We start from the raw sequence: 16,905 nt of genomic DNA on the forward strand, positions 1-16,905 counted from the left end.
CCGTTGAGAGCAGCACGCAGTCACTTCGCGCAACCTGTGTATTATGGCACGTTCGTGCGGGACAACAAAATCCCTTATTTTCATGCCCCCAACATGGTTTATGCCTTCTGCGGCAACCCTATACTGAGACAGTGACAAATCAACATTCCGAGAGTGCTCAGACAAAGCCAGCACAGACGCTACCGGTATCGCTACTTGCCGGGTTGGCCTTGTTATCCGCCGCCGCCCCGTTCGGCGCAGATACATATCTGGCATCCTTCGTGGAGATTGCACGCGAGTTCTCCACGACCGAGTCGATGGTTCAGCTCACGCTGACCACCTTCATGATTGGTATGGCTGCTGGGCAGCTCGTCATTGGCGCTCTCTCCGATAGTTTGGGCCGCAAGAATCTGCTTCTCATTGCGACTTTGGTGTTCTTGGGCTCGTCAATCCTCTGTGCAGTAGCACCGAATATTGGCACGCTTATTGCAATGCGCCTGTTCCAGGGGTTAGCTGGTGGCTCCACAGTTGTTCTGGCTCGTTCTGTAGTACCAGACCTCTTGACGGGCAAGGCATCAGCGAGAGCTTTCTCCACGCTGATGGGCATTTCCTCCATCGCCCCGGCAATCGCTCCCCTTGTGGGCGGTTTTCTAGGCCCCGCATTCGGCTGGCGCAGCGTGTTCTGGTTTCTCGCAGCCATCAACGTCGCCATGGTCGCGATTGTGGTTCTGATGGTTCCGGAAACTCTGCCGCCTGAGCGACGCTCCACAGGTGCTCTGCGCAATCTCCTACCCAATATTGGCCGGCTGCTGCGGCGGCCAGTATTTGTCGGCTACTTGTTGGCTTTCGCTGGTGGCTTCTCGGTGATGTTTTCGTACATCGCTGCGTCACCCTTTATCTTCCAGGAGCTGCTGGGGCTAACCCCTACTCAGTTTTCTCTCGTATTCGCATCCAATGCAGCGATGTTGACATTTGTGTCAATCCTCAACGGCAAGATGATCAACCGGCTTCATCCCCGCAAGGGCATTTTAATTGCCCTTACGGTCATGCTCGTGACGTCGATAGGCCTGATTATTAATGCCACCGTCGGGATTACTTTCTTCACTACTTGGCTGTTGCTGTTCATTACGGTACCGATGATGCCGCTAATCTTCGCCAATGCCACGGCACTCGGAATTGAGGAGGTTCGAGATATCGGAATTGGCTCAGGTTCCGGTCTCATGGGCTTCACACAGTTCCTCGCGGCCGCCACGGTTTCCCCGTTGGTGGGGCTTGGTTCCAATCTGCCCCTCTCGATGGCTATTTCGATGTTGACCTGTGCATTGATTGCACTGACCGCGGTGTTGACATTGACGCGCGCCGACCTCCACAAACGCTCACACCGACTGACATAAGAGCTACGAGCGAGAGGACTCCCCGCGTTTCACTTCACTGGTTGAGAATGTGCCCGAATCGGCATTAAATCGATGGTGCGGCCTCGTACCACCCGTAGGCATGGGGCTGACATCTGCTCTTCGGGCAGGCTGTCGGTTAGACCGTCAGATAGGTGCCCGGTTAACGCACAGCGAAGCTCAAAACCTAGTCAACATAGCTGGTCTTCGTCTGGTTCAACCAGGCGTAGACCGCGCCGATTCCCAGGCCACCACCTACAAAGTTGCCGAGCCACACGGCCACCCAGTTAACAGTTATGTGCAGACCATCGAAGCCTGCAGGATGCGGATCAGCGAAAAAGGCCAAGGAAAACAGCGAGAAGTTCGCAATCACGTGCTCGAGTCCGAGCCCGACGAACACTGCAATAATCGGCAGAATCACAACGAACTTCGAAATGATTTCTTTGGCTTGAAGTGCACCTAGGACAGCCATATTGACCACGAAGTTCGCACCCATCGCCTCCACGAAGGCACCGAAGAACGACTTGGCCAGCTTCCCCTCAGTCAAGGTGGAAATCAGATGTGTGTCATCAATCCCACCGAGCTTGGCGCTCTGGCTGAGCACCAGCGCCACAACCGCCGCACCGATGAAGTTGTAGAACGTAGCGACGGCCACCATTCGAAAGGCCACTCCCCACGCCATGCGTCCGCGCGCGGCGGACCAGGACACAAACATCATGCTGCCGGTCGCCAGCTCCGCGCCGAGCACCACAATGGCGAACAACCCAAGCCCGAACAGGCACGCAAAAACCAGTCCCCCGGTCCCCGGCGCGACGCCCTCTGCTACTTGGCCAGCGACCGCTGCAAAGGCCGTCCCGAGCGTCAGGTACATGCCCGCCAGGACCGCTCGCACGGCAAAACGTCCGTAGTCCTGCGTCAGCAGTTCCTGTTTCTTGTCGCCAGCCGTATCCAGCGTTTCGTATAGCGTCACCGCCGAAGCCTTTCCCTGCGTGCCGTTAATTGCAGTTATTCGCATAAAAGAATAACGACAGCCCGGCGCGGAAGCGCAACCGCTTTACGACGATCACAGCGCCCTCCCCCCTCCTAGGCGCTGCAACCAGGAACTGCGATTCACCGCCGAAGGTCGGTGGATTTACTCCGAAAGACAACTGAACCCAGCGTTTCCAGCAAGGCCATTCGGGTCGTTCAGTCGACCCTGCGGCGGTGATAGATGGTAATTCGGCCAATAGCTCATACTGCCCGATATTGTTGAAGCCATGGCTATTTGCGTTTGCGGCGAAGGTCTAGTTGACCTCGTTCCGGTATCTCCTGGCAGCCTCAACGACCACGTGCCGGCGCTCGGTGGGGGTCCCTACAACGTTGCAGTCACGGCCTCTCGCCTCGGTGCAGACGTTGTTTTCCAGTCGCGCCTATCTACGGACGGATTCGGAAATGAGCTGGTCAAACACTTAGAAAACGAAGGGGTCAATACCTCTTACATCCAGCGTGGCCCAGAGCCAACCATTTTGGCTGTGACCACCATCCACGAAGATCGCTCCGCGACGTACACCTTCTATACCGATGGCACCGCCACTCCGCTTGTGGAGCCAAGGCTTATCGATGCGAATATCGCATGCTTCGGAACACTCTCGCTGGCGCTGGAACCAGGCGCCAGCCGGCACGCGGAATTGCTCAAACAGTTCGCTGCCAATGGCGCTTTGGTCGCATTAGATCCGAACATTCGCCCGATATACGCAACGAATGCGCACCGCGAATTCCTCATGGGCTTGCTCCCCTACGTCAACTTATTGAAGCTTTCCGATGAGGAAGTCGAATTCCTTGGCGAAGAGGCGCTGACTAAAGTTCCGGCCGCCGTCATCACGCGAGGTTGCGATGGGCTTACTTTGCTTGCCGACGGCAGCCGCATCGATGTCCCAGCCGTCAACGCGAATGTCGTTGACACCATCGGCGCTGGCGACACAATTATGGGCGCGCTATTGGCTCAAATCGATGAGTGTGGCCTGACGGCCGCTGACCTGACTTCCGTATCAGCAGATCAGTGGCGCGAGATCTTGCACTATGCGGCCGCCGCGGCTGCCATCACTGTGTCCCGCAAGGGCGCGCAGCCGCCGGCCAAGCTTGAGGTTGAAGAATTGCTGTCTCAGCTCACCTAGTCCGCACTACTTAGCCCGCTGTCGTTAGCTGACTCAAGCACTGCGACCAGGAACTGAGACTCATCGTCAAAGGGACGAAGATCCCACGTGGAGTAACGCTGAATCACGGTGAGCCCAGCCTCCTGGGCAGCGGTTTCAAAATCCGCAAAGTCCCAGCCGCGGCCGGCGCCGAAGCCGACGATGGCACGGCCCTCTTCTGGCTTTAGTGCCTCTGCGAAGCCCTGCAGTACCTTCGCGCGGTCTTCTGGCGCTACAAAAGTCAGCACATTGCCGGGGCAAATGATGACATCGAAGGCAGCTGCCGTGTCGTCGTGGGGTGTGTTCTCCAGGCCGTCGTCAAGCACGTGCGGCAGCTGCGCCAAATCCCCTACCAACCACGTCGCGTCCGGGAACTGTCGCTTTGCCTCGTCGATGAGATAGGGGTCGACATCGACACCGACGATCTGGTGTCCAGCCTTCGCCAGGTAACCGCCGACGCGCCCCTGCCCGCAGCCGGCATCCAGAATTCGAGCGTTCCGCGGTGCCATCGCATCCACCAACCGCGCCTCACCGTCAATATCGCGGCCCTCGCGCACGAATCCCCGCCACCGGTTGGCGTAGCGACGAGAATGCTGCGGATCGGCGGCGATGATTTCTTTCCAAGTGCGGTGGTTGTGGTTGCCATTGCTCATGGCCACCATTATGGCGTAGTTGCTCTCTTTTCTATACCGTCGACGCCCCTGTGCGACGGGGCCTAAATTCCCAATACTGACTTAGCGATCAGGAAGTAGATGATCAGGCCGGAGGCATCGACGAGAGTTGTAATGAACGGGTTAGCGAAAACGGCTGGGTCGATGCCGAACTTCTTACCAATCAGCGGCATGATTCCACCGACCGTTGCGGCGAGAGTACAAATACCCAGCAGCGTCAGGCCAATCACTAGGCCGATGTCCCAACCGTAAACCAAGCCAGCTAGCAGCAGTCCGAGAGTGCCAAGCAATAGACCGAGGAAGGCACCGACCCTCACCTCCCGGAGAATGACTTTGAATATATCGCGGGGTTGGACATCCCCCAGCGCCAACGCACGCGTAATCGTAGTTGCAGCCTGGTTACCGGTATTGCCACCTGTACCAATCAGCAGCGGCACGAACACCGAGAGAACCACCATCTGAGACAGAGTCTCTTCGAAGGTTTCTAGGACTTGCACGGTCAATGTTGCACCGATGGCAAGCACAAGCAACCAGACCACACGGGAGCGAACAATCTCAAAGATTGGCGTCGCGAGGTAGGGCAAGCGCAGCGGCTCGGAACCGGAAATACGAGCTTGGTCCTCGGAGTCTGCCTCTTCCAGAATCCGGAGGGCGTCGTCCACCGTAAGTAGACCGATAACACGCTGCTCGCTGTCGACAATCGGCAGAGCTAGGCGCTTACGATCAGCGCACATGCGGGCTACCTTCTCTTCGGATTCGGTAGCTTCTGCGTAATCGGCCTTCCGCAAAATTGCCGCAACGTGGATATCGCTGCTGGCGCGCATCAAGTCACGAAGACTGACCACGCCCACCAGGCGGCGATTCCGGTTCGACACCGGCAGGGTGTAGATCGATTCGGCATCATCCAGATGCTTGTAGACGGTCTCCAGAGCCTCCCCCACCGTCATATCGTCGTGAAGCGACACCAGCTCCGGGCTCATCCGGCGCCCAATGGAACCATCGGGGTAACCGAGGACGATGTTGGTCAGCTCTCGCTCATCGTCCGGTAGATCGGCGAGCAGTTTTGCAGCGACGGACGCAGGCAGCTCGTCGAGCAGTTCTGCTCGATCATCCGGTTCCATCTCCGCAAAAACTGCGGTGACTTCAGGATCACGGAGGCTGTCGATTAGGTGCGCCTGCAGAGCCGAGTTCAGCTCATCGAAGGTTTCAACCGCCGTGTCTTTCGGCAGTGTGCGGTAGAACAGCGCACGTTCCTCATGGCTGAGGCGGCGCATCTTTCGAGCGGCAGCCTTGGGCTCAATATCAGTTAAGAGCCGCGACAACGTCGCAACGTCAGGTGAGCGAAGCGCGGACTCGAGGTCTCGATCATCAATCCTGGTCACGTCAGTAGTCACCGAACTTCTCCCCTCACAAAGCACAAATCCTCGCCAATGCTATCAGAGATAAAAACCCAACAAACCTGCACTGAGGGGACTAGAAACACGAAGAAACTTGGCTTCCCAAAAACAAAACCCCGCCACAGAAAACACTTGCGTGTTTCCCGCGGCGGGGTTCTCGTCGTAAAGCCCTAGCTGAGTGCTCAGCTATCGGGTCTTACTTAGCCTTCTCAACGATCTCGAGCAGGCGGTAGTGCTTGTCCTTGGAGAGCGGACGGCACTCTTCGATGCGGACGCGGTCGCCCACGCCAGCCTCTTCGTTCTCGTCATGCGCCTTGACCTTAGAGTTCGTGCGCATGATCTTGCCGTACAGGGCGTGCTGCTTGCGGTCCTCGAGCTCGACGACGATGGTCTTCTGCATCTTGTCGGACACGACGTAACCGGTGCGCACCTTGCGTGCGCCAGCCTCGGTGGTGTTCATGTTTTCCTCACTCATGCTGCATCACCATCGGTTGGTGCAGCAGACAGGCCGAGCTCGCGCTCACGCATAACGGTGTAAATGCGAGCGATATCCTTGCGGACAGTGCGGAGACGGCGGTTGTTGGTCAGCTGACCGGTAGCGCTCTGGAAACGGAGGTTGAACAGCTCCTCCTTAGACTCCTTGAGCTTGGCAACCAGGTCATCGTTATCCAGCGAGCGGAGCTCGTGGGCGGGAATGCCGTTCGACATCAGTACTGATCCTCCTTCCGAACGATTCGGGTCTTAATCGGCAGCTTAGCGCCTGCGCGCTTCAGTGCCTCGACAGCAGTTGCCTCGTCCGGGTAGGACATCTCGAACATGATGCGACCCGGCTTGACGTTTGCAATCCACTTCTCGACCGGGCCCTTACCGGAACCCATGCGAACACCCAGTGGCTTCTGGGTCAGCGGACGGTCCGGGAAAATCTGGATCCAGACCTTACCACCACGCTTGACGTGGCGGTTGATGGCAATACGCGCTGCCTCAATCTGACGGTTGGTGATGTAGGCCGGCTCGAGAGCCTGGAGGCCGTAGTCACCGAAGGTCACCTTGTTGCCACCCTTGGACATACCAGTACGGGTCGGGCGGTGCTGGCGACGGAACTTAACGCGCTTCGGGATGAGCATGAATTAGCCCTCCTTCTTCTCAGATGCACGCTGACGACGCTTGCCACCACGACGCGGGCGGTCGTTGCCGCGACGCTGGCGGTCGTTGCCGGCGTTGATCTCGGACTCGCGACGGCCACCGATTACGTCACCCTTGTAGATCCACACCTTGACGCCAATGCGGCCGAAGGTGGTGTGAGCCTCGTGGGTGCCGTAGTCGATTTCCGCACGCAGGGTGTGCAGCGGAACGCGACCCTCGTGGTAGCGCTCGGTGCGGCCCATCTCGGCACCGCCGAGACGACCGGAGCAGACAACCTTGATGCCCTTGACGTGCGGCTGACGCATTGCAGACTGGATAGCCTTGCGCATTGCACGACGGAAAGCGACACGGTTGGCGAGCTGCTCAGCGATGGACTGAGCAACCAGCTTCGCATCCGCGTCAATGTTCTTGACCTCGAGGATGTTCAGCTGAACCTGCTTGCCGGTGAGCTTCTCGAGCTGGCCGCGGATGCGGTCAGCCTCGGAGCCACGACGACCGATAACAATGCCCGGGCGTGCGGTGTGGATGTCCACACGCACGCGATCACGGGTGCGCTCGATAACGACATCGGAGATGCCGGCGCGCTCAAGACCGGTGGACAGCAGATCGCGGATCTTGATGTCCTCGGCCAGGTAGTCAGCGTACTGCTTGTCGGCGTACCAGCGGGACTTCCAGTCGCTGGAAATACCGAGGCGAAGACCGTGTGGATGGATCTTCTGTCCCACTATCGGTCACCTTCCTTCTGGCTCTCGACGACCACGGTGATGTGGCTGGTGCGCTTGCGGACGTGGAAAGCACGGCCCTGCGCACGCGGGCGGAAGCGCTTCATGGTCGGTCCCTCGTTGGCGTAAGCCTCGGAGATGACCAGAGTACGACGGTCCAGGCCGAAGTTGTTCTCAGCGTTTGCAGCTGCAGACGCAACAACCTTGGCGACCGGATCAGCAGCACCCTGCGGAGCGTACTCCAGGATGTTCAGTGCCTCGTCGACGGACTTACCGCGAACGGTGTCCAGGACGCGACGTGCCTTCATCGGAGTAACGCGGACGAAGCGCGCAGTTGCGCGTGCAGAAGTAATGTCGTTGCTCATGGCTTATCGACGTCCCTTCTTGTCATCCTTGACGTGACCCTTGAAGGTCTTGGTCGGGGCGAATTCGCCCAGCTTGTGGCCGACCATAGAGTCATCCACGAACACCGGCACGTGCTTGCGACCGTCGTGAACGGCGAAGGTGTGGCCGATGAAATCGGGGAGAATCGTGGAGCGGCGAGACCAGGTCTTAATGACCTGCTTGGTGCCCTTCTCGTTCTGTGCATCGACCTTCGCGAGGAGGTGCTCATCGACGAACGGGCCCTTCTTAAGGCTGCGTGGCATTCTCAGTTCCCTCCTTAGCGCTTCTTATTCTTGTTGGTACGACGGCGACGAACGATCAGCTGGTCGCTTGGACGGTTCGGCTTACGGGTGCGGCCTTCCTTCTGGCCCCACGGGGAAACCGGGTGGCGACCACCGGAGGTCTTACCCTCACCACCACCGTGCGGGTGGTCGACCGGGTTCATGACAACACCGCGGACAGTCGGGCGCCAGCCCTTCCAGCGCATACGGCCGGCCTTGCCCCAACGGATGTTGATCTGATCCTGGTTTCCGACCTCACCGACGGTTGCACGGCAACGTGCGTCGACGCGACGGATCTCAGAGGACGGCATACGCAGAACTGCGTACTTGCCTTCCTTACCGAGAAGCTGAATAGAAGCACCAGCAGAACGGGCCAGCTGTGCACCAGCGCCTGGCTTGAGCTCCACGCAGTGAATAGTGGAACCGGTCGGGATGTTGCGCAGCGGCAGGTTGTTACCAACCTTGATGTCGGCATTAGCGCCGGACTCAACGATGGCACCCTGCTTCAGGTTCTTCGGAGCGATGATGTAGCGCTTCTCACCGTCTGCATAGTGCAGCAGTGCGATGTTGGCGGTACGGTTCGGGTCGTACTCGATGTGAGCGACCTTTGCCGGAATGCCGTCCTTGTCATTACGACGGAAGTCGATGACACGGTACTGGCGCTTGTGTCCGCCACCCTTGTGGCGAGTGGTGATGTGACCGTGAACGTTACGGCCACCAGTCTTCGACAGCGGGCGCAGCAGAGACTTCTCAGGAGTCGAGCGAGTAATCTCGCTGAACTCGGAGACGGAGCTCTGGCGGCGACCCGGCGTAGTCGGCTTGTACTTACGAATAGCCATACTTTTGCTCTTCCTTAACTTCCTCGTCGGCTAGCGGCTAAGCTGCCGAACCGCCGAAGATGTCGATGGGATCGCTGCCGGCCGCGAGAGTCACGTAGGCGCGCTTGGTGTTCTTGCGCTTGCCGTAGCCGGTGCGGGAACGCTTGCGCTTGCCCTCACGGTTGAGGGTGTTGACGGAAGCGACCTTGGCACCGAAAATCTCCTGGACCGCGATCTTGATCTGGGTCTTGTTAGCGTCGGTGTGGACCAGGAACGTGTAAACGCCCTGCTCCATGAGTCCGTAGGACTTCTCAGACACTACCGGTGCAACAATGATGTCGCGGGGATCTGCGATGGTAGCCATTACTTCTCCTCCTTACCGGCGGTGCGAGTGATGAAGTCATTGAGTGCCTGAACGGCGAAGATGACGTCATCGGCCTTCAGAACATCGTAGGTGTTCAGCTGATCCTCAGACAGGATGTGGACACCTGGCAGGTTACGAACCGACTTCCACGAGTTGACGTCCTCGCGCGGCAGAACGACGAGCACGTTGCGGCGCTCAGTCAGACGCTCGACAAAAGTACGAGCTGCCTTGGTGGACGGGGTCTGGCCTGGGACCAGTTCCTCGACAACGTGGATGCGGTCGTGGCGAGCACGGTCAGAGAGTGCGCCGCGCAGAGCAGCTGCAATCATCTTCTTCGGGGTGCGCTGGCTGTAATCGCGAGGCACCGGGCCGTGGACAACGCCACCGCCGGTCCAGTGCGGAGCACGGATCGAACCCTGACGAGCGCGACCGGTACCCTTCTGGCGCCACGGCTTGCGGCCACCGCCGCGAACCTCACCGCGGGTCTTGACCTTGTGGGTGCCCTGGCGAGCTGCTGCACGCTGCGCGACAACAACCTGGTGCATCAGGGCGATGGACACCTCCGCGTCGAACACGGAAGCAGGAAGCTCAACCGAACCGTTCACGCCGCCTTCAGCGGTGTGTACGTCTAGCTTGAGGTTGGTCATGCGTGAGCACCACCCTTCGTGGCAGTCTTAACAACCAGCAGGCCGCCGCGTGCACCCGGAACTGCGCCCTTGATGAGCAGCAGGTTCGCGTCAGCGTCAACCTTCTGGATCTTCAGGTTCTGGGTCGTGACCCGGTCGTTACCCATGCGGCCTGCCATGCGCTTGCCCTTGAAGACGCGTCCTGGCGTGGCGCAAGCGCCAATGCCACCAACACGACGGTGAGCAGCCTGGTTACCGTGAGCGGCACCCTGGCCAGCAAAGCCGTGGCGCTTCATACCACCGGCGAAGCCGTGGCCCTTAGAGGTACCAGTGACGTCGACGTACTCAATTTCGCCGAAGATGTCGACACCAACGGACTGGCCGACCTCGTAAGAGGAAGCGTCCGGGGTGCGAATCTCAACGCTGTGGCGACGCGGGGTCACACCGGCCTTCTTGAAGTGGCCGGCCTCCGGCTTGTTGACCTTTCGCGGGTCAATTTCGCCGTATGCAATCTGGACGGCGTCGTAGCCGTCGGTTTCCTTAGTGCGCACCTGAGTCACTACGCACGGCCCAGCCTCAACGACGGTAACCGGAACAACGCGGTTCTCCTCGTCGAAGATCTGAGTCATACCGAGCTTCGTGCCCAAGATGCCCTTGATCTCGTTTTCACTCATTTATCTTGTCTCCGCTACCAAAAGTCCAGGATCACTGAATGTTCACATCGACACTTGCCGGAAGGTCAATGCGCATAAGTGCATCGACTGTCTTCGGCGTTGGATCGAGAATGTCGATCAGACGCTTGTGAGTGCGCATCTCGAAGTGCTCGCGCGAGTCCTTGTACTTGTGCGGCGAACGGATAACGCAGTAAACGTTCTTTTCGGTTGGCAACGGCACCGGGCCAACGACGCGTGCACCCGTACGGGTAACGGTCTCCACGATCTTTCGCGCAGAAGCGTCGATAGCCTCGTGGTCGTAGGCCTTGAGCCTGATGCGGATCTTCTGTCCGGCCACGCTTGTCCTCTCCTCGGTCGGCGCGCCCCAATTAAAGGGGCGTCGACCCTGTCAATGTTTCTCGACGCCGTCAGCAACTATGGCCAGCGCCAGAAATTAAAACTGGGTTGTGCATTACTTCAAAGCGATTTCGTCTTCGATCGTCATGGCAAATTAACTTTTGGCCATGACCCGAGCGGACGAATAACGCCTTGCACTCAAATCCCAGTGGAAAACAAGTCCCCCTCGTGGGGCTCTTCATTTGCCTACTGCCGCTGTTAATTTGCCATGCCACCTCCGACCCCCGCGGTCGGGCGTGTCGCCCATTTTCTCCGTGAGGCACGATCGGGAAGAAACTTCCCTACGTGGTCATGCTCGCCTTACCATAGGCGCTATGTCCAATTTCGTACTGGTTCCCAACTGGGCCTGATACAACAATTGGCGCGAACGCCTTTGTTAAAGCAACCTCCGTATTAAAGCACGTCCGGGCTACGAATGTAAAATCACGATTCCAAAGTGCAACGTACATCACACCCATTACGGCACAGTCTGCTTGACGACGGCTATTGCGCCGCCCCCACCCCGTCTAGTGTCGGCTATGTACAGATACAAAAATCCCGACTCCCGCTTACGCGGAGTCGGGATTCTTCTAAGACTTAAGTTAAAGCATTTCCCCTATGGGGAGAAACCTTACTTAACGATCTTGGTAACGCGGCCAGCGCCGACGGTGCGGCCACCCTCGCGGATAGCGAAGCGCAGGCCCTCGTCCATTGCGACCGGCTGGATCAGCTTGACAGACATGTCAACGTTGTCGCCCGGCATGACCATCTCGACACCTTCCGGCAGGGAAACGACGCCGGTGACGTCGGTGGTGCGGAAGTAGAACTGCGGACGGTAGTTGTCGAAGAACGGGGTGTGACGGCCGCCCTCATCCTTGGACAGGATGTAGACGGAACCCTCGAACTCGGTGTGCGGGGTGTAAGCGCCCGGCTTAGCAACGATCTGACCGCGCTCGATGTCCTCACGCTTGGTACCGCGGAGCAGCAGACCACAGTTGTCGCCAGCCTCAGCGGAATCCAGCAGCTTGCGGAACATCTCGATACCGGTAACGGTGGTCTTCTGGGACTTCTCCTTGATGCCCAGAATCTCGACCTCGTCGTTAACGTTCAGAACGCCGCGCTCAACACGACCGGTAGCAACGGTGCCGCGACCGGTAATGGTGAAGATGTCCTCAATCGGCATCAGGAACGGCTTGTCGGTCTCGCGAACCGGATCCGGGATGTTCTCGTCGCAAGCTTCCATCAGCTCGACGATGGAGTTGACCCACTTCTCTTCGCCCTCAAGAGCCTTCAGAGCGGAGATGTGGACGATCGGAGCTTCCTCGTCGTAGTCCTGCTCAGCCAGCAGCTCGCGGACCTCCATCTCGACGAGCTCGATGATCTCTTCGTCGTCGACCATGTCGCACTTGTTCAGCGCAACGAGGATGTACGGAACGCCAACCTGGCGAGCCAGCAGAACGTGCTCGCGAGTCTGCGGCATCGGGCCGTCAGTAGCAGCGACAACCAGGATTGCGCCGTCCATCTGAGCAGCACCGGTAATCATGTTCTTGATGTAGTCGGCGTGGCCCGGGGCATCGACGTGAGCGTAGTGGCGCTTCTCCGTCTGGTACTCAACGTGGGAAACGTTGATGGTAATGCCACGTTCCTTCTCTTCCGGTGCCTTATCGATGGCATCGTAAGCGAACGACTCGTTCAGGTCCGGGAACTTGTCAGCCAGAACCTTGGTGATAGCGGCGGTAGTGGTGGTCTTACCGTGGTCAACGTGACCAATGGTACCGATGTTGACGTGCGGCTTCGTACGCTCGAACTTCGCCTTTGCCACTTTTAGTCCTCCTGGAGGTCTAGGTGGCCACGACTCTCGCAGCCACAATTTTGTGGTCACTCAATCCGCCTTCACAACATCAGAAGCCTTCAAGCTGTTCGCTTATGACTTCGGAACGTGCGCGCGCAAAAGAGCACTATTCTTTCACTGTGCCAGTTACTCGATACTAGGGCAGGATACTGGAGTTTTCCAAACCAGACCAACCCCCTAGTTAAGGGTGGGTAACGGCCAGCAACTCACATCGTCATTTACCTGCATAAATGCTAGATATTTGAGTTGCGATTTAAAATCGCCCAACGATATGAATTGCGAGCAGCTACCCCCTAGAGCTTGCCTGTGCTAACACACGCCAACAGTCTGACGATGTCTTAGCACAGTCAAAGCTAGAGGGAATCTACTAAAGCTGCAGACCCTCGCACTGCGTTCCCTAAAAAGAGCGACACTGCAGTGCGTGCAGGGATGGGGTCAGCTCTGATTGAGTGCCCCACCCTGCCGGCGCGATTTAAGCGCCGGTACGAGCTGCAATGATCTCCTCGGCCACGGAGGACGGAACCTCAGCGTAGGAGTCGAAGATCATGGTGTAGTTAGCGCGACCCTGGGTCTTGGAGCGCAGGTCACCAACGTAGCCGAACATCTCGGACAGCGGAACCAGAGCCTTGACAGCCTTGACGCCGGTGCGGTCTTCCATGGAGTTGACCTGGCCACGACGGGAGTTGATGTCACCGATAACTTCGCCCATGTACTCTTCCGGAGTAATGACCTCAACGGCCATCATCGGCTCGAGCAGGACCGGCTTAGCCTTCTGAACAGCTTCCTTCATAGCCTGCTGACCAGCGATCTTGAAGGCCATTTCAGAGGAGTCAACTTCGTGGTAAGCACCATCGAGCAGGGTTGCCTTGATGTTCACCAGCGGGTAGCCAGCGAGGGTACCGTACTGCATTGCGTCCTGAATACCAGCGTCGACAGACGGGATGTATTCCTTCGGAACACGACCACCAGTGACCTCGTTGACAAACTTGTAAGTGGTGGACTCGCCCTCTTCCACCTCGTGAGTAGCCGGAGCGTACGGCTCCAGAGCAATAATGACGCGGGCGAACTGACCCGAACCACCGGTCTGCTTCTTGTGGGTGTACTCGAACTTCTCGACCGGCTTGCGGATGGTCTCACGGTAAGCAACCTGCGGGTTACCGATGTTTGCTTCAACCTTGAACTCGCGCTTCATGCGGTCAACCAGGACGTCGAGATGGAGCTCGCCCATACCGCCGATAACGGTCTGGCCGGTTTCCTCATCCAGGTGAACAGTGAAGGTCGGATCCTCTTCAGCCAGACGCTGAATAGCGGTACTCAGCTTCTCCTGGTCGGCCTTGGACTTGGGCTCAATAGCAACGTCGATAACCGGATCCGGGAAGGACATGGACTCCAGAACAATCGGAGCATCCTGTGCACACAGGGTGTCACCGGTGGTGGTGTCCTTCAGACCGATGAAGGCGTAGATGTTACCTGCCACTGCCTCGTCAACAGGGTTCTCCTTGTTGGCGTGCATCTGGAACAGCTTACCGACGCGCTCCTTCTTGTCCTTGGTGGCGTTCAGGACCTGCTGACCAGGCTCCACGCGACCGGAATAAACGCGGACGAAGGTCAGCTTGCCGAAGAATGGGTGAGCAGCGATCTTGAATGCGAGAGCGGAGAACGGCTCATCCTTAGACGGCTTACGGACCATATCGACGTCCTCGTCGCCCATCTGGTGGCCGTGAACTTCACCGATGTCCAGCGGATTCGGCAGGAAGTCAATGACAGCGTCGAGCAGCGGCTCAACACCCTTGTTCTTGTAAGCGGTACCACAGTAGACCGGGTAGACCTCAGAGTTCAGGACCATCTTGCGGATGGCACCCTTGATCTCGTCCATGGTCAGCTCTTCGCCACCGAAGTACTTCTCCATGAGCTCCTCGTCGGACTCAGCGACGGTCTCAATGAGCTTCTCACGGTACTCGTTAGCCTTGTCGACCATGTCCGCCGGAATCTCCTCGACCTGCGCAGGAGTGCCGATCTCAACCTTGCCCGGCCACATGAGGGCCTTCATCTCCAGCAGGTCAACAACGCCGTCGAAGTCATCCTCAGCGCCAATCGGCAGCTGCATAACCAACGGCTTAGCACCGAGGCGGTCAACGATGGTGCCAACGGTGTAGTAGAAGTCAGCGCCCAGCTTGTCCATCTTGTTGACGAAGCAAATACGCGGGACATCGTACTTCTGAGCCTGGCGCCAAACCTGCTCAGACTGCGGCTCGACACCTTCCTTACCGTCGAAGACTGCGACGGCACCGTCGAGCACACGCAGGGAACGCTCGACCTCAACGGTGAAGTCGACGTGGCCCGGGGTATCGATGATGTTGATCTGGTTGTCGTTCCAGAAACAGGTCACAGCAGCGGAGGTAATGGTAATACCGCGCTCCTTCTCCTGCTCCATCCAGTCGGTTGTGGACGCACCATCGTGAGTCTCGCCGACCTTGCGGTTAATACCCGTGTAGTACAGGATGCGCTCGGTCGTAGTCGTCTTACCAGCATCGATGTGCGCCATGATGCCGATGTTGCGGACCTTGTGGAGGTCCTTCTTTACGGGAAGTGCACCTTCAGCCACTTGATTCCCCACTCGTTTCAAATCGGTTTGGCGGTGAGACTCAATCACGGGATTGCAATTGGCCGTCAAATCCGCCGTCGGTCGGGTTTGCTTTATCTATAATGCCACCGTCTTGGCGCGAAGTCGCGCCGTGACGTACACCTATTGCGTAAATTCTACGCAAGACATCGGGTGTAAGCGCCGGGCTGGCCCCTATTGAGTGACCCTTAAAGATCTGTGGACCGCGACCGACGCGCGCCGTTGACATACCGGCAGCTGCTTTACGACGGTGACCACTCGCGGCCTCCGTCGATAAGCGATTACCAGCGGTAGTGAGCGAATGCGCGGTTAGCTTCCGCCATCTTGTGAGTGTCCTCACGACGCTTGACGGATGCACCCAGGCCGTTGGATGCATCGAGGATCTCGTTAGCGAGACGCTCGGTCATGGTGTTCTCACGGCGCTGACGGGAGAACATCAGCAGCCAGCGCAGTGCCAGCGTGGTGCCACGGCCCGGACGAACCTCGACCGGGACCTGGTAGGTGGCGCCACCAACACGGCGGGAACGAACCTCAAGAGCCGGCTTGACGTTCTCGATTGCGCGCTTCAGAGTCAGCACCGGATCAGTACCGGTCTTCTCTTCGCACATCTCAAGTGCACCGTAGACGATGCGCTCTGCAGTCGACTTCTTACCGTCGATCAGAACCTTGTTGACCAGCTGCGACACCAGAGGGGAGCCGTAGACCGGGTCGTTGACGACAGGACGCTTCTGTACTGGGCCCTTACGTGGCATGGCTTACTTCTCCTTCTTTGCGCCGTAGCGGGAACGAGCCTGCTTGCGATCCTTGACACCCTGGGTGTCAAGGGAACCACGGACGATCTTGTAGCGGACACCCGGGAGGTCCTTAACACGACCACCGCGAACGAGCACCATGGAGTGCTCCTGCAGGTTGTGGCCCTCACCCGGAATGTAAGCCGAAACCTCGACACCGGAGGTCAGGCGAACACGAGCGACCTTACGAAGAGCCGAGTTCGGCTTCTTCGGGGTGGTGGTGTAAACACGGGTGCAAACGCCGCGGCGCTGAGGGGAACCCTTCAGAGCTGCGGTTGCAACCTTAGCCTTCTTGTCATGGCGGCCCTTGCGGACCAGCTGCTGAATAGTGGGCATGAAGCCTCTTTCTGTTTTCAATCCTCGCTGGACATTCTCACGCCCGATGCCAACCGCAGCGGAGTAACCACCTTCCGTGTGAATGCATCACAAGAAAAGTTATTACTCATCCAGTGGTGAGCCCATCGGTTGAACGCAAGAAATGGAGGGATTTTGAACGTGCGAAACCCAGTCAGCCGCTCTCGCTGGCCTACTGGGTAATGTCTCAAGTTCCCAATTCTTTTCTGGGATCGTTGTATAACAGTACGCGAGCTGCGGGTTTAGTCCAAACACCCTGGTAATGGCACAAAAATTTCAAGCACTTTGA

The 16,905-nt window shown here is 58.1% G+C and carries 20 protein-coding genes; 2 read left to right on the forward strand and 18 right to left on the reverse strand.

From position 1 onward, the window contains the following. Nucleotides 1-131 precede the first annotated feature (131 nt). A complete protein-coding gene (locus tag HMPREF2820_RS07410; protein ID WP_070603541.1) occupies nt 132-1,373 on the forward strand; it encodes a multidrug effflux MFS transporter in 1,242 nt (413 codons plus the stop codon). Nucleotides 1,374-1,557: 184 nt separating this feature from the next. On the opposite strand, the gene HMPREF2820_RS07415 is transcribed toward HMPREF2820_RS07410, so the two are convergent. Then, entirely contained in the window at nt 1,558-2,340 is a 783-nt protein-coding gene (locus tag HMPREF2820_RS07415; protein ID WP_070603542.1) for a formate/nitrite transporter family protein, read from the reverse strand. 286 nt (nt 2,341-2,626) lie between these two features. Between HMPREF2820_RS07415 and HMPREF2820_RS07420 the strand changes: the two genes are divergently transcribed. Continuing rightward, nucleotides 2,627-3,523, forward strand: a complete 897-nt coding sequence (locus tag HMPREF2820_RS07420; RefSeq protein WP_070603543.1) for a carbohydrate kinase family protein — start codon at nt 2,627-2,629, stop codon at nt 3,521-3,523. Here HMPREF2820_RS07420 and HMPREF2820_RS07425 read toward each other — a convergent pair. The 17 genes from HMPREF2820_RS07425 to rpsL form a co-directional block, all read right to left on the reverse strand. Further along, a complete protein-coding gene (locus HMPREF2820_RS07425; protein WP_070603544.1) occupies nt 3,520-4,203 on the reverse strand; it encodes a class I SAM-dependent methyltransferase in 684 nt (227 codons plus the stop codon). The two genes, HMPREF2820_RS07420 and HMPREF2820_RS07425, sit on opposite strands and share 4 nt — an antisense overlap. 53 nt (nt 4,204-4,256) lie before the next feature. Continuing rightward, on the reverse strand, nt 4,257-5,606 hold the full coding sequence (mgtE, locus tag HMPREF2820_RS07430; RefSeq protein WP_070603545.1) for a magnesium transporter: 1,350 nt from the start codon (nt 5,604-5,606) through the stop codon (nt 4,257-4,259). A gap of 199 nt (nt 5,607-5,805) precedes the next feature. After that, nucleotides 5,806-6,084 (reverse strand): 30S ribosomal protein S17, encoded by a 279-nt coding sequence (gene rpsQ / locus HMPREF2820_RS07435; RefSeq protein WP_048760623.1) that lies wholly within the window; start codon nt 6,082-6,084, stop codon nt 5,806-5,808. After that, nucleotides 6,081-6,317, reverse strand: coding sequence for a 50S ribosomal protein L29 (gene rpmC / locus HMPREF2820_RS07440; protein WP_005509851.1), 237 nt, complete (start codon nt 6,315-6,317; stop codon nt 6,081-6,083). The genes rpsQ and rpmC overlap by 4 nt, the downstream gene beginning before the upstream one ends. Then, nucleotides 6,317-6,733 (reverse strand): 50S ribosomal protein L16, encoded by a 417-nt coding sequence (gene rplP, locus HMPREF2820_RS07445; protein WP_070603546.1) that lies wholly within the window; start codon nt 6,731-6,733, stop codon nt 6,317-6,319. Before rplP ends, rpmC begins: the two co-directional genes overlap by 1 nt. Nucleotides 6,734-6,736: 3 nt before the next feature. Beyond that, nucleotides 6,737-7,477 (reverse strand): 30S ribosomal protein S3, encoded by a 741-nt coding sequence (rpsC, locus tag HMPREF2820_RS07450; protein ID WP_016422058.1) that lies wholly within the window; start codon nt 7,475-7,477, stop codon nt 6,737-6,739. Then, nucleotides 7,477-7,839 carry a 50S ribosomal protein L22 gene (rplV, locus tag HMPREF2820_RS07455; protein WP_005509775.1) on the reverse strand — a complete coding sequence of 121 codons (363 nt, stop codon included), beginning with the start codon at nt 7,837-7,839 and terminating at the stop codon, nt 7,477-7,479. The genes rpsC and rplV overlap by 1 nt, the downstream gene beginning before the upstream one ends. Nucleotides 7,840-7,842: 3 nt before the next feature. Continuing rightward, nucleotides 7,843-8,121, reverse strand: a complete 279-nt coding sequence (rpsS, locus tag HMPREF2820_RS07460) for a 30S ribosomal protein S19 (protein ID WP_005509882.1) — start codon at nt 8,119-8,121, stop codon at nt 7,843-7,845. A 14-nt stretch (nt 8,122-8,135) separates the two neighbouring features. Further along, nucleotides 8,136-8,978, reverse strand: a complete 843-nt coding sequence (gene rplB, locus HMPREF2820_RS07465; RefSeq protein WP_016422056.1) for a 50S ribosomal protein L2 — start codon at nt 8,976-8,978, stop codon at nt 8,136-8,138. Between the two features lie 37 nt (nt 8,979-9,015). Then, on the reverse strand, nt 9,016-9,321 hold the full coding sequence (rplW, locus tag HMPREF2820_RS07470; protein WP_005509869.1) for a 50S ribosomal protein L23: 306 nt from the start codon (nt 9,319-9,321) through the stop codon (nt 9,016-9,018). Next, a complete protein-coding gene (gene rplD / locus HMPREF2820_RS07475) occupies nt 9,321-9,968 on the reverse strand; it encodes a 50S ribosomal protein L4 (RefSeq protein ID WP_016422055.1) in 648 nt (215 codons plus the stop codon). The genes rplW and rplD overlap by 1 nt, the downstream gene beginning before the upstream one ends. Then, entirely contained in the window at nt 9,965-10,621 is a 657-nt protein-coding gene (rplC, locus tag HMPREF2820_RS07480) for a 50S ribosomal protein L3 (protein ID WP_005509762.1), read from the reverse strand. The genes rplD and rplC overlap by 4 nt, the downstream gene beginning before the upstream one ends. Nucleotides 10,622-10,652: 31 nt before the next feature. Continuing rightward, nucleotides 10,653-10,958 carry a 30S ribosomal protein S10 gene (gene rpsJ, locus HMPREF2820_RS07485; RefSeq protein ID WP_003938093.1) on the reverse strand — a complete coding sequence of 102 codons (306 nt, stop codon included), beginning with the start codon at nt 10,956-10,958 and terminating at the stop codon, nt 10,653-10,655. A gap of 669 nt (nt 10,959-11,627) precedes the next feature. Then, complete coding sequence (tuf, locus tag HMPREF2820_RS07490; RefSeq protein WP_016422054.1) at nt 11,628-12,818, reverse strand: elongation factor Tu; 1,191 nt, start codon at nt 12,816-12,818, stop codon at nt 11,628-11,630. Nucleotides 12,819-13,320: 502 nt separating this feature from the next. Then, the gene (gene fusA / locus HMPREF2820_RS07495) at nt 13,321-15,453 is read right to left on the reverse strand and encodes an elongation factor G (RefSeq protein ID WP_083308451.1); all 2,133 of its coding nucleotides are present in this window, start codon (nt 15,451-15,453) and stop codon (nt 13,321-13,323) included. A gap of 299 nt (nt 15,454-15,752) precedes the next feature. Next, complete coding sequence (rpsG, locus tag HMPREF2820_RS07500; RefSeq protein WP_049193220.1) at nt 15,753-16,223, reverse strand: 30S ribosomal protein S7; 471 nt, start codon at nt 16,221-16,223, stop codon at nt 15,753-15,755. Nucleotides 16,224-16,226: 3 nt separating this feature from the next. Next, nucleotides 16,227-16,598, reverse strand: a complete 372-nt coding sequence (gene rpsL / locus HMPREF2820_RS07505) for a 30S ribosomal protein S12 (RefSeq protein WP_038627636.1) — start codon at nt 16,596-16,598, stop codon at nt 16,227-16,229. Nucleotides 16,599-16,905 lie beyond the last annotated feature (307 nt).

The sequence above is a fragment of the Corynebacterium sp. HMSC064E08 genome (assembly GCF_001811805.1).
Lineage (GTDB): Bacteria > Actinomycetota > Actinomycetes > Mycobacteriales > Mycobacteriaceae > Corynebacterium > Corynebacterium jeikeium_D.